This window comes from Streptomyces sp. NPDC102462 (assembly GCF_044765425.1).
Taxonomy (GTDB): domain Bacteria; phylum Actinomycetota; class Actinomycetes; order Streptomycetales; family Streptomycetaceae; genus Streptomyces.
In genome coordinates this window covers 1-13,626 of the sequence record NZ_JBIWKB010000024.1, presented here as the reverse complement: position 1 = coordinate 13,626, position 13,626 = coordinate 1, and the positions used below count along the sequence as shown (strand labels likewise).

The 13,626-nt window shown below is 72.8% G+C and carries 5 protein-coding genes; all 5 read right to left on the bottom strand.

Annotated elements, in window-relative coordinates; all coding sequences use genetic code 11:
- Nucleotides 1-41: 41 nt before the first annotated feature.
- Nucleotides 42-227 carry a hypothetical protein gene (locus tag ACIRFL_RS21440; protein ID WP_404030512.1) on the bottom strand — a complete coding sequence of 62 codons (186 nt, stop codon included), beginning with the start codon at nucleotides 225-227 and terminating at the stop codon, nucleotides 42-44.
- 176 nt (nucleotides 228-403) lie between these two features.
- Nucleotides 404-3,664, bottom strand: coding sequence for a family 78 glycoside hydrolase catalytic domain (locus ACIRFL_RS21435; RefSeq protein ID WP_404030510.1), 3,261 nt, complete (start codon nucleotides 3,662-3,664; stop codon nucleotides 404-406).
- A gap of 35 nt (nucleotides 3,665-3,699) precedes the next feature.
- Nucleotides 3,700-7,086 (bottom strand): glycosylhydrolase-like jelly roll fold domain-containing protein, encoded by a 3,387-nt coding sequence (locus tag ACIRFL_RS21430; protein ID WP_404030507.1) that lies wholly within the window; start codon nucleotides 7,084-7,086, stop codon nucleotides 3,700-3,702.
- Between the two features lie 77 nt (nucleotides 7,087-7,163).
- Nucleotides 7,164-9,740, bottom strand: a complete 2,577-nt coding sequence (locus ACIRFL_RS21425) for a beta-L-arabinofuranosidase domain-containing protein (RefSeq protein ID WP_404030505.1) — start codon at nucleotides 9,738-9,740, stop codon at nucleotides 7,164-7,166.
- Between the two features lie 402 nt (nucleotides 9,741-10,142).
- Nucleotides 10,143-13,148, bottom strand: a complete 3,006-nt coding sequence (locus ACIRFL_RS21420) for a glycosyl hydrolase (protein ID WP_404030502.1) — start codon at nucleotides 13,146-13,148, stop codon at nucleotides 10,143-10,145.
- Nucleotides 13,149-13,626: the final 478 nt, after the last annotated feature.

Sequence of the window (13,626 nt, the reverse complement as noted above, 5' to 3'; positions counted from 1 at the left end):
CGCCGAAGGCACCCGGAACCGCCCCGCGCAAGGCCCGGGAGTCACTCCTCCCGTTCGTACTCCGCCTGGGCATTGCGGTTGAGCAGGTCCTCCTGGGCCGAGTGGTAGATGCCGCTGACGAACTGGCGGGCGTGCTCCCGGTCCATCGCCGTGCCCTGTTCGCTGACCAGGCGGTCCGTCCACTCCTGGACCGTCTTCTCCATGTTGATGTCGTCACCCTTGGCCATGGTTCTCCTCCTCCTGGGGCCGGCGCCGGCGCGGCCCGCGGGGCCGGCGGGCTTCCCGGTCATGGGAGAGCGTCCGTACGCCTCACACGCTAGGTCCACGCGCCGCGCTCGGCGACTCGTGTCCCGTGCGGCGGCCGGGCGGGCGCCGGCCCGTGAAGAGGTGCCGTGAAGAAGGGTCAGGACCGGGTCAGTGCCGAGTGGAAGGTCCAGCGGCCGGAGCCCACCGCGTACACCGCCTCCGAGCCCTCGGTGCGCAGCAGGCGTGCGCCGCGGGGAGCGTCGGCGTGGCCCGCGTCCGCCGGGACGTGGATCTCCGCCGTGCTGCCCGCGGGTACGTCCACGGTCAGCCGGAAGCGGCCGGAGTCCCGCCGCCAGTCGGTGCGCGCCACACCGTACGGGGTGGTGTACGAGCCGGAGGCGGACGTCATGTCGCCCTCGACCGCGGGATCGATGAGCAGCTTCGCGTAGCCGACCGAGTCGGCCGTCTGCCCGATGCCCGCGACCTTGCCGGTGAACCATCCGTCGATGGCGCCGAGCATGAAGTGGTTCTGCGACTGGCCGGGGCCGCCGTCCCAGGATTCGCCCAGCGTCGTGTTGCCGGCGCGGACCTGGTAGCCGTAGCTGGGGCTGGTCGTCTGGGTGGCGATCCGCCAGACGATGTCGTCCCGGCCCGCCGTGGACAGCACGCGGAAGGCGGCCGGCAGGGATATCTCGCCGAGCACCAGATGGTCTCCCGCGTCCCGTACGGACGTCGTGAAGTGGCCGAGCAGACGGTCCCGCTCCCCCGCCGGGTAGGCGCCCATGTCGAGTGCCAGGGCCTCGGCGCCCTGCCCGCCGCCCCCGAAGGTGCCGGTGGCGGTGTCGTAGTACTTGGCGGCGAGCGCCTTCGCGCTCGCGTCGGCCTTCGCCCGGTACTCCTCGGCCGCCGCCCGGTCGCCGAGGACGGTGGCGATCCGGCCGAGGGTGTCCACGACCCGCCAGTAGCCATAGGTACCGGCCACCGCGCGCGGGAAGGTGCGGTCGGGGGTGAACCAGTCGCCGAGGCCGTAGTCCAGGATGCCGCCCGAGACCTGGTTCTCCAGGAAGGCCGCGTACTGCCGCATGCGCGGGTAGTACGTGCTCAGCGTGGACCGGTCGCCGTAGGTGGTGTACAGCTGCCAGGGCACGAGCACGAAGGCGCCGCCCCAGTTGGCGTCGTTGCGGTAGGCGCCGGGCAGGTTCGTGTACTCCGGCACGGTGCTGGGCACCAGGCCGTCCGCGGTCTGCGCGTCGGCCATGTCCCGGACGATCTTGCGGAGGTGTGCCTGCATGTCGTAGTTCCCGGCGAGCGCGGGAAAGACCAGCTGGTCCTGTTCAAGCCAGCCCAGCTTCTCCCGGCTGGGGCAGTCGGTGAGGACGCTCATCATGTTGCCCTCGATCGCCCGCCGGATCAGCCCGTGGATGTCGTTGACCAGCGGGTCGGAGGTGGTGAAGGTGCCGGCGGACGCGTTGTCCGTGCGCAGGACCCTGCCCCGTACGGTGACCGTGGCGCCCTGGGGGACGCCCTTGAGTTCCAGGTAGCGGAAGCCGTGGTAGCTGAACCGCGGATGCCAGGTCTCGGTGCGGTCGCCGCGCGCGGTGTAACTGTCCCACAGCGGGGCGCCGACGTTGCTGATGGACTGGAAGGCGTGGCCGGCCTTGAGGCTTTCGGCCGGGTAGACGCGGATCTCGGTGCCGGCGGGCGCGGTGACGGTGATCTCCGGCCAGCCGGCGATGTTGCGCCCGAGGTCGAAGACGCGGCTGCCGTCCGCGCCGTCGACCTCCTTGCCCGTGAGGGTCTCCACGACCCGGATCGGCTCGGTCTCCCGGGCGCTGAGCTGGGCCGGCCGCTCCGTGCCGCCCGGTCCCGGCACGGTCACGGCGCGGCGCCAGTCGTGGCGGTCGCCGCGCGGCTCGTCCCAGCGCGGGATCTCCCGGCGCGCGTCGTAGTCCTCGCCTCCGTACCAGTTGGACGAGGTGGTGGGTCCGAGCGTGGTGCGCCAGTCGTCGCCGCTGGTGACGGTGCGGACGCTGCCGTCGGCCAGGGTCACTTCGAGCCGGGCGATCAGCTTGGGGTCGCTGAGGTTGCCGTACAGCTTGCGGTAGCGGTCGGCGGTGCTGACGACGTTGGACATGCCGTTGCCGAGGGCCACACCGATGGTGTTGGCGCCGGTCCGCAGCCGGTCGGTGACGTCGTAGGTGGCGTACTGGACGCGGTCGGCGTAGTCGGTGTTGGCGGGTTCCAGGACGGCGTCGCCGACCGGTTCGCCGTTGATCGTGGCGTCGTAGACACCGAGTCCCGCGATGTAGAGACGGGCGCTGCGCACCGCGCGCGGGAGGGTGAAGTCGTCGGCGAGCAGCGGCAGTCCGGACGGCAGGTAGGGCTCGGGCGGGCGCTGGCCGGTGACGTGGGCGAGCGGGGTGAAAGGTCCGGACGGATCGTCCGCGCCGGCGAGCGCGTAGTCGACGGGGAAGCCGGGGACGCGGCCGTCGTCGGTGAGGACGTCGGCGCGCGGGTAGAGCGCCACCTGGTCGAAGGTCTTCGCCGTCTTCAGGTCCAGGGTGAGGATGACGGGGGTGTCGGCGACGTCGGGGCCGGGGTGCGCGGCGCTGGAGTATCCGGCCGCGGTCTGCAGTGCGCTGTTGGGCAGCCCGTCGACGGCGAGGGCGGGTTCCCAGGTCTTGCGGACGGTGTTGCTCTCCGACGCGGTGACCGCGGCGCCCTTGGCGAGGCCCGTGGCGGCGGTGACGGAGTCGCGGACGTCGATCTCGCCGAGTTGCAGGCGCCAGGTGCGGGCGGGGAAGTCCTCGGCGAGCGGCAGGCCGAGCCGGGTGACGTCCAGGCGCAGGTAACGGGCGGTGGTGCGCGGCACGTCGACCACGACCGGCTGGACGGTGCGCCGGCTCAGCTGCCAGTCGGGGTGGGTGATCCAGTCGGCGTTCCAGTCGGACCGCCGGGTCAGTCCGGTCTCGAAGACGGCGGTCTCGCTCCAGGCCGATCCCCGGGTCCCGTGCTGCGACCACAGCATGACCCGCCAGTACACGCGGGTGCGGGAGCCGAGTGCCCGGCCGGCGTAGGTGGTCTCCGGGGTGGCCGAGCGGACCTTTCCGGAGTCCCACAGGTCGGGCCGGCCCGCGCGCAGCCGCTGCGGGCTGGTGGCGGCCTGGACCCGGTAGGCGGACTGGAGGACGTTCGCGGTGCGGGCGGTGGTCCGCCAGCTGAGCGAGGGGGTGGTGTCGTCGATGCCGAGGGCCCCATCGAGGTGCTGGGTGCGCAGCAGGCTCGCGGCGAGCGCGCCGGTGGCCGTGGTGGCGTCGGCGCTCACGGCGCCGGCCAGCACGGTCGCGAAGGCCGTGAGCGCGGCGGTCAGCAGGGGCAGGCGGCGCCGGGGGCCGCCGGGTACGCGGGATCTGTGCATGGTGCTCCTACGGGTGGCGTCGGGGGCCGGACGGGTCAGACACGGGTGAGCCGGGCGGTCACCCGGCGCCTGAAGCGCAGCGTGACGGGGCCGAGCAGCCCGGACGGCAGGGGTTTGTTGCGCTCGTTGGACAGGGTGTTGGAGACGCGCACGTCGAGCCGGTTGCGACCCGGGGCGAGCAGTCCGGTGACGTCGGCGACGAAGGGTGCCCACAGCAGCGGCCCGAGTTCCCTGCCGTTGACGGTGACGGCCGCCACGTCGCGTACGTCCCCGAGGTCGAGCAGCACCCGCCGCCCGGCCAGAAGCGAGGGCGTGACGTCGACGGTGGTGCGGTAGGTGCCGCTGCCGGAGAACAGCCGGTCCACGTCGGTCCAGCTGCCGAGGGGGCCGGTGACGGGGGCCGCGCCGTCGCGTTCCAGGGTGAGGGTCCAGTCGTCGTCCAGGGTGAGCGGTGCGAGCGGGTCGTCGACGCGTACCGTGCCGTGGTAGGTGTGGCCGCCGTCGGTGCCGGTGAGTCGGTGGACGCCGGGCGCGGCGGCCTCCGCCGTCACCCGCAGGGCGTGGCCGTCCCTCTCGACTTCGAGCACGGGCAGCGTGGCCTGCGTCAGGTGCGGCGGGGTGGGGCCGGTGCGGCGGACCACGACGATCCGGGTCTGGTACGGCTCGAAGCCGAGCGGCACGTGCAGTCCGCGCCCGGTGCTGCGGTACACCGGCGCGGGCCCGGTGTCTCCCGTCGCCGGGTCCCACAGTTCGGGCACCCCGGTGGCCGGGAGGGTCGCCACGGTCTCGACGGGCTCGCCGCTCTCGTTGTTGAGGAGGAACGCGGTGTCCGTGCCGCGGTGCACGCGCAGCACCCGGATCGCGTCCCGCGGGGGGTCGAGCACGGCGGCCGCCGCCTGGGCCCGCTGGGCGACGGCGCGCAGACCGGAGACGTCGGCCACGCGTACGGCGTGCCCGGCGCCCAGGGCACGGCTGCCCGGCAGCGCGTCCCCGAACAGGTCGGACAGGGCGCGGGTCAGGGTGCGGTCGTTGCCGTCCGCGGCGTCCTCGGGGAACGGGCCCACGGCGACGGCGGTGCCACCGGAGCGCACGAACTCCCGCAGGGTGCGCACTCCGGCCGCGTCCAGGGTCAGGGACCGCGGGACGACCACCAGGTCGTAGCGGGCCGCGCCGACGGCGAGCCGGCCGCCGCGGGCATCGGCCCGGTGGCGCAGGTCCGGATCGTCGCCGAGGGCGCCCTCGTGGAGCAGGTCGAAGTCGACCTGGGCGCGTTCCAGGGCGTAGGCGGCGTCCGCGAGCGGGCCGTCGACCTCGCCCTGCCGGGCCGTGCCGGTCCACTGCTCGGCGGCGCGCTGGGGTTGCAGCAGGGCGGTCCGCGCGCCGGATGTGCCGCGCCCGGCCTCCATGACCCGGCCGATCCACTCGGCGAGCGGGCGCATGGCCCACCACCAGGGGGCGCGCGGGCCGAACGGCGGCGGGAAGTACACCCGGCTCTCGTCGGTCCACAGGGCGTGCAGCACCGTCAGGTTGATGCCGCGGGCGGCCTGGGCCCCGACGGTCGCGTGCACGAAGCCGGGTGTGACCTGCCAGCCCATGTTGCCGAACATCTCCAGCAACGCCCGTTCGCGGCCCGCCTGGTGGGCGGCGGTGGCCGGGTTGCGGGGAATCATGGTGGGCTGCCCGGCGACGTACTCGGCGGTGATGATGTCACCGCCGGGCACGTGCGCCCACTGGTTGACCTTGTGCAGGTCGCCGGTGGAGGGGATGCGCTTGGCGGGGGCCGTCTCGTCGTACAGCGGGTTGGTGATGAGGGCGACGCCGCGGCGCTCGTACCACTGTGCCTGCTTGCGGAAGTACTGGGCGAAGCGGTTGGAGACGGCCTGCCAGTAGCGGCCCCGGGCGATGCGTCCCGCACGTCCCAGGTCGTCGAAGGCGCTGGCGTAGGCGGTGCCGGGTGCGGCGCCCACGGCGCGCAGCGCCCTGTCCAAGGCGGGTGACCACGGCAGCCGTTTGAAGTGGGCCTCGGCGGAGCCGAAGAACGGCTCGTCGTCCCAGAAGCCGGGGACGACGGTGCCGAAGTAGCGGGCGAAGCGCCGGTGGTACTCGCCCGGCACGATGTCCAGGAAGAGGTCGACGGGTTCCTCGTCGAGCAGGTCGAGGTAACCGCGGCTGTAGCCCTGGGAGTCGTCGACGAGCGGCACCCCGCCGAACAGGTCGATCTGCCAACGGCCCGCGGGCACCTGCCAGGTGTGGCCGTCGGCGAGCTGCGCCGTCAGGTCGACGGCCTCGGTGGCGTCCGCGGAGCCGGCGGGCCGGGCCGCGGCGGCGACGGCCTCGGCGGCCAGCGGGGCACGCTCGGGGAAGTCCCCGGCGGCGGCCGGGTCGTCGAAGGCCGACCTGTACAGCGTGGTGCCGTCGGCCGCCGTGACGGCGAGGGTGTCCCACAGGCCGCGCTGGTCGCCGACCGCCCGCACACCCGCGCCACCGGTGGGGTGGCCGGTGTCGTCGACGCCGCCCTTGTCCTTGCCGTCCAGGGTGACGGACAGGCGCGGTCCGCGCACGGTGACGGCGAGGGTGTGGAACTTGGTCTTGTTGAAACCGTCGGTCCGGCTGCTGCGCAGCAGTTCGACGGGTTCGGCGCCGCGGGCGAGCCGCAGCACGGTGACGACGCCGGTCTGGTCGAAGGTGACCGCATAGCCGTCGAGGCCGTCCTGCGCGGCCCGCACCACGACCCCGGCGGCCGTGTGGTCGGCCTTGCCGTCCGCGGTGAGCGTGTAGTCGCCCCAGCCTTCGCTGTCGCGGAGCACGGCGGCGCCGTCGAGGAGCGCGGCGTCGGCGACCAGGCGGCCGGCCTCCACTCCCACGCCCGTCGTGCGGCGCAGATCGACGCGGGCGGGTCCGGACACGACGGTGGTCGACCGCCACAGTGCCTTCAACCGCAGGTCGGGGCGGGGCTCGTAGGTGCGGGAGCCGACGGTTCCGCCCTTGACGACGTACTCGCCGGCCCGGCCGGACGGGAAGTGGTCGTCGTTGAACAGCCACACCCGCATGCCGGTCCGCTCCGCCGTGCGCAGGACGTGTCCGACGATGTCGAACCACTCCTCGGTGAAGAACACGGGTTGCATCTCGGCGTTGTCGAACGGGAACAGGACGACTTCGTACATGCCTTTGGAGCGCAGGTCGGCGAGCTGGCGGTCGACCAGGTCGGCGGTGACGGGCCCGTTCCAGTACCAGTAGACGGTGGGGCGGCTGTCCCTGGGGGGATCGGCGAAGTGCCGCGCCGGGTACCCGGGGGTACCACCGCCGTCCCGGGGCTGCCCTGCGTCGGCGCCGTGGGCGAGGCCGGGCAGCCCCGCCACGAGCGCGGTACCGGCCGAGGCGGCGGCGACGAAACGGCGTCTGGACAGGTCGTGTTCGGGCATGCGGGAACTCCTCGGGAGGTACGGAAGGGCACGGCGCGGCGTGCCGTGGCGGGGCGGGTTGCGGGGCCGAAGGCCGGTCAGCCGACGGCGAGTCGCGCCACCTCGGCGGCGGTCAGGGCCCGGTTGTGCAGCCGGAGGTCGCGCACCACACCCCTGAGGTAGGGGTGGGTGGTGTTCTGCGAACGGCCGAGGAAGTTGCGGCTGGTCGTGCCGAGCAGCAGCGGACCGGCGGCCATGGCCGGGTTGCGGCCTGCTTCGACGCCGTCGAGGTAGAGGACGCCGGTGCCGCCGCCGAGCGTGAGGGCCACATGGGTCCAGCGGCCCACCGGGAGCGGGCCCGCCGCGTCGACGACGTCCTCCGCGGCCATGCCGGCGATCTTCAGCGCGGCGCGGGCGCGTCCTGCGCCGGTGGTCGCGGCGAGGAACAGATAGGTCTCCTTGTGGAATCCGAAGTCGAAGACGCGGGCGGAGGCGGCGAGCGCGTCGACGCGTACACGCACACTGACGGTCAGCTCCGTCAGGCCGGTCAGCAGGCCCTTGGGCAGGGCGACATGGCCGCTCACGCCGTCCAGGGCCACGGCGTCGGAGGCGCCGTCCCGGATCCAGGAGGCGCCCTGGGCGAGCAGGGCGTTCGGGAACGCGCCGGTGCGGTCGGCGGCCGAGGTGCCCGTGCCCTCGTCCAACGGATAGCGTGCCACGTCCCGTTCGCGGCCCTGCCTCGGTGTCACCGACCAGTACACGTTGTACCGCTGGTGGTGCACCTCGTGGAACGGCCGCAGGGACACCGGCCGGCCGTCGGCGACGGCGGTGAACGCGGTGGCCGCGCCGGGCACGCGGCGCAGCGTGTCCGGGCGGATGACGGGCGGCACGGCGAGCGGGGTGTCGCCGTACTCGCCCGCCAGGACGAGCGGCCCGTACGACACCGTTTTCACCTGCGGGTTGTCGGGCGCCGGGCGCCAGACGGGGGTGCGGGGCAGCACGAGTTCGACGGTGTCTCCGGTGCGCCAGTGACGCCGGATGGTCGCGTACGTCCCCGGCCGCGGGTCCGCGCCGGCGCGGAGGCCGTTCACCTTGAGCCGGGCGGGACTGCCGCTGTCCGCCACCCAGGCGGGGATGCGGATCTTCAGCGCGAAGCGCGCCGCTCCCTGGGTGACGGTGATCCGGACGCGGTCCGAGTCCGGGCGGCCCGTCTCCTGACGGAGTGTCACTCCTGTTTCTTGCCAGCGTACTTCGGAGGGGATGAACAGGTTGACGTACAGCTCGGCGGCGCGGGTGTCCCGGGAGCGGAAGTAGATGCTGTCGGCGAACTTGGTGTGTGTCTCCAGGCCGGTCCCGTGGTCGCAGGAGAAGTTGTCGTAGTCGCCGCTGTAGCTGCCGGGAGCCGCGCCGAGCCCGCCCTTGGGCTGCCGCCGCGAACCCGCCCACAGCCCGGTGTAGTAGGTCACGAAGCCGTGTGCGGAGTCGGGGTCCTGCTCGCCGAGCATCTGGTTGTAGAGCGTCCACTCGTAGTGGTCCATGTAGGCGGCGCGCGAGGGGCGGTGCCAGAAGAGCTGCCGGCCCAGCTTGAGCATGTTGTAGCTGTTGCAGTTCTCGCAGGTCACCTCCGACAGCCGGCTGACGATCTCACCCGGCGGGCCGAACAGTTCCTGGTTGGAGTTGCCGCCGATGGCGTACGAATGGTCCCGTACGACCACCGTCCAGAAGGTGTCGGCGATGTCCAGGTAGCGCCGGTCCCCCGTGGCCTCGAAGGCGGGCACCGCGCCGACCACCTTGGCTATCTCGGTGTTGGCGTGGCGCCCGGCGAGTTCGTCGCGGCCCGCCGCGAGCGGCGCGTACAGCTCCTCGTGGTCGAAGCGCCGCGCGGTGCGCAGATGGGCCGGGTCGCCGGTGAGCAGGTGCAGCCGGTCGAGGACGTCGTTCATGCCGCCGAACTCCACCTTGAGCACGGTCTGCATCCGCTCGTGGGACAGCGGTGCGGTGCGCGCGTCCACCCAGGCGGCCATCTCCAGCAGGACCGTCAGCGCCTGCCGGTTGCCGCTGAGCTGATACTGGTCGAGCAGCCCGGCCATGATCTTGTGAAGGGTGTAGTACGGCGCCCAGGGCTTGCCGCCCGCCTCCAACTGGTCGAACACCGACTCGGGGAAGGCGGAGAGGTAGCCGCGGTGGAATCCGGCCCGCTCGGCGGCCTCCTGGCACTCGGCCAGCGCGCGCACCAGGCCGTCCGCCTTGTCCGCGTAGGCCCGGTCGCCGGTGCCCGCGTGGGCCTGCGCCAGGGCGCTGAGCAGATGGCCGGTGGTGTGACCGCGCAGTTGGACGTCCGGGGCCTCCCACCCTCCGCAGGGCTGGGCCGCGGACGGCAGCCCCACGTTCAGCCGGAAGGTGTGCAGCAGCCGGTCGATGTCGACGAAGAGCAGATAGGCGCAGGTCCGGCGCATGTTGTCCAGGAACGGGCTGTCGAGCAGCCGGACCGATCCGAGCGCGAAGGGGGCGAGCACCGGTTCGGCGCCGGACGCCCCGGCCGGCGGCCGGCCGGCGGCCGCGGCCGAAGGAGCCCACCCGAAGGTGGACGACAGGGCGGTGGCGCCGGCCGTGGCCGACGCGGCGAACAGGATCTGGCGGCGGGACGGGCTGGAGGTGTCACGCGGTGCGGGCACGTGCCGGATTCCCTTCGGACGGACAGACGGGGCACCGGATGTGCGCGCGGCTCGGGCAGGTCCGGTGGCGGGGTTTTGAATCGTTCTATTTCATTCCGCCGGAGACGCTAGGTGTGGCCACCGTCGGCGTCAAGGTTTCTCACAGGACGAGCGCGAAGACCCTTGCCCATGTTGGTGATTGATGACGCAAAGTGGCAGGTGGGGCCGGGTCCCCACGCCGAACGACGGACGGGTGCCCGCCAGTTGACGGCACATCATCCAGCTTCTGTGCACGGGGAGTTGAAACGTTCAAGCGGGCGACGATACACAACGCGGGTGTGTCCCCCGTCGGAACACGCCGAAGCACCCGGCGGCGATGTGTGCCGCCGGGTGTGTCGGGTGTGCCGGGTGCGCCCGCGGGGGTCAGGCCACGGTCGCCTGCACATGGGGCACGAGACGGACGGGCCCCATGAGGCCGTGGGCCTGCCGTGCGACGCCGCCGAACACGGCCGGCTGAACCACCCTCAGCCGGTTGATGAGCGGTGTCGCCACCTCGATCTCGATGACGTTCGTACCGCGCCGCAGCAGGGCCCCGACGTCGGCGACCGGGTGCAGGCGGTCCACCGGTGCCGTTCGCGTGCCGTTGACGGTCACCCGGAACGTGTCGCTGACCTGCCCGAGTTCCAGCAACGCGCCGTGGGACGCGTCCCAGCCGGCCGGCAGCACGACCGTGGTGCGGTACCGGCCCACCCCGGCGCAGTCCGCCAGTTCGGTGATCTGCGACCAGGGCAGCAGGGTGTCGAGGGTCAGCGTGCGGCGCACCCGCTCGGTCCGTGTCGCATCGGCTCCGGGACGCCAGTCCTCGACGTCCAGCTGCCAGCGGTCCGGGATGATCGGCGCGGGCACGGCGGGGACGACCGTGGTGACCGTACGGCCCCGGGACAGCCGGGTCGTGTACCTGCCCGCGCTGGTGGCCCGCACGGCCAGCCCGCCCCGGGTGAACAGCACCGCATCGGCGTCCGTGGCCAGGGCGTGCGGGCGGGCCCCGTTGCGGTCGCCGAACAGACCGGGCCGCCCGAGCGCCACGATCATCGCCTGCCCCGGCTGGAGCGTGACCCGCAGGGTGAAGTCGTCGCCGTCCTCGGTGTACTGGGCGAGCCGTACGCCCTCGCCGGTCCAGGGGTCGAGGAGATACGGCACGGTGGCGCCGCGTCGCGTGCCGCGCAGGGTCACCTCGTGGTCGATGGCCGCCACGGGCGGCTTGACCGTCTCGGCGTGCTTGCCGTTGCACAGGTAGTAGTAGTCCGCGTCCGGGGTGGCCCGGTGTGCGTTCAGCAGCGTGGAGGAGGTGGCGTAGCGCACGTCGGGTGTCACGCCGAGCCGGGCGAGGGCGTCCCCGACCGCCGTCTTGTCGGCGACCTGGAGCACATGGGGCAGGGCGAGCAGCTTGGCCAGGATCCCGCGGAGCCGGTCCGTCTCGCCGGGGGCGGGCACGCCCGGAGTGAGCGCCTGGTCGAAGGCGCCCAGCAGGACGATCGGCAGGCCGGCCCGGGCCAGTTCGAGCAGCTTGCGGGCGTGCGGCTCCGCGAGCGTGGGGGTCGAGCCGTAGAAGAAGTCGCCCTCGACGAACAGCGCCTTGTACGCGGGCCCGTCGGGCGCCAGCCGGCCGCCGGACACGGTGGCGGAGGGCAGATCCAGCAGCGGGCCGCTGAGGAACTGGTGGGTCCAGCCGAGCGGGACGCCGGTCGAGGTGAGCCAGGACGCGCCGATGCCGGTGGCGGTGTAGCCGGTCTGCCGGAAGACGGCGACGTCCGCCCGGGCGGTGCCGGACTGCAGGACCCCGTGCACCCGGGCGAGATACCCGGAGATGTCCTCGATGTGCCGCCAGGTGGGCTGCCGCGGCCCCCAGGACTCGCCGTAGCCGGGCGTCCCGTTATACGGGCTGAACGCGGCGAAGCCGGGCCAGCTCACCTGCGGCGCGGTCGCGTAGGAGAAGCCGTGCACCACGGTCTGGTTGACGCCGGCCGCGTAGGCGCCGCCCATGGTGCGCAGGAACCTGTCCCATGTCGTGCTGTACGCGGACCCGTTGTACGCGCCCGCCTCGCAGGACAGCACCGTGTGCCCCGCCATGTCCCGGCCGCCCGCCAGGCAGCGGTAGTCGTCCAGGTTCTTGAAGCCGAGCGACTCGCCCTCGGAGACGTCCAGGATGGCGGCCGACGCGATGGCGTCGGTCTGCAGGCCGTACGGCTGGGAGCGCAGTCCCATGCCGAGCGAGTGCGCCCAGTCCCGCAGGGCCCGCAGATGATGGCGGTTGAACAGGTCGGAGACGGTCTCCCAGAAGTCGTGTCTGATCTGCCGCGTCACCTCGGCCTCGAAGGCGAAGACCTGGTTGCTCTTGTCGAGGACGAGCGCCGGCAGATACGGCAGCAGCGGGCGGCCGGTGTGCTTCTCGAATGCCTCCGGCAGCAGCGGCGTCCAGGTCAGCCCGTCGGTCTCCAGTTCCACGGAGTCCTCGAAGAACGTGCCGCCCGCCGCCTTCAGCAGCCGCCGCAGGTTCGGCGTCAGCACCTGCCGCGTCCAGTACTCGGTGACCGCGGCGGTGCCGTCCGCGGAAAGGTGGTCCACGGCGTACGCGGCCGGATCGGAGTGCGGGCCGGACTCGGGCTGCTGCCCCGAACCCCGCTGCCAGTACGAGACCAGCACCCAGTCGCCGTCGTCGGGTGCCGTCCAGGTCAGTGTGCCGTCGGTGACGGTGGCGGTGAGGTCGCGGACGCTGGCCAGGTCGAGCCCGGTCTCCTTGCGCGTGGAGTTCGCGGGTGCCACCCGGGCGGCCTGCACGGCGAGGAGTCGCTGCCGGGTGACACCGGCGGCGGCCTCGCGCAGTGGCGGCGGCACCGGGCCCCGGTAGCCGGCGCCCGCGGTCAGGTCGACCCGGCCGTGGACGAGTTCCTTGGCCGCCGCCGCGTCGTCGGGTACGACGCCGGGCACGGCGACGGGCCAGCTCGGGCCGAGGGTGAGGTCGACGGTGACACCGCGGCGCGCGGCGCGGCGCAGCGCGGCCTCGACGCCGTCCCGCCACGGTCTGCTGCCCCAGCCGTGACGAGCGGTGTCCAGCACCGACTTGTCCTTGATGCTGTGGTGGACCGCGGCGATCTCGACCCCGCCGAAGCCGGCGTCGGCGATCTGGTCGATCTCGCGGGCGATCTCGTCGGGGTCGACCAGGCCGTCGGGCCACCACCAGCGGAATCTGGGGCGCACCGACCGTGCGGGGTCGGCGAACCAGTCGCCGCGGGGACCGCTCCCGGTGGCGGGCGACGCGAGCGCGCCGGGGGACGCGGTCCAGAGGGCCGCCGCTGTGCCGGCGGCCAGTCCGGCGGTCAGGACCGAGCGGCGTGAGATCCCGCCACGCTGCGAGAAGTGTTCATGCATGACTGCGCCCCAAAGGGAGTTGGTTCCTGGTGGTGATGGTGACCAGGGATTGAAACAGGGATGTTGAATCGTTTCAATCACCGTGGACGCGGGAACCGTAAGCCGCTGGTTCGAACAAGGTCAAGATGTCGGCAACACGTTTCTGACCGGCGGGGGCGCAACGGGTGTCCTTGGAACCTGGTGGAGCATCCGACTCTTGAGTCGCTCCCAGCCGTCCGCTGCGAGGCCCGGTATTGCTGCAGCGGGGACTCGCGCGGCGTCCTCCGCAACTGAAAAAGGCGACGAACCCCACTCCCCGAGGTGGGGTTCGTTCGTGGCCCGCGGAGCCCACGAGGGGTACCGCGGCCTCCGGATCGGCCGCCACGATACTCGGCCGGCACTAAGGGGTTGCCGGGAAACAAGTCGTGGCTTCCAACTCTGTGATTCGTTTCAGTGGTATGGGGAAACCGGAGGGGATCGAGGCCGTCCTGGCCGCGAA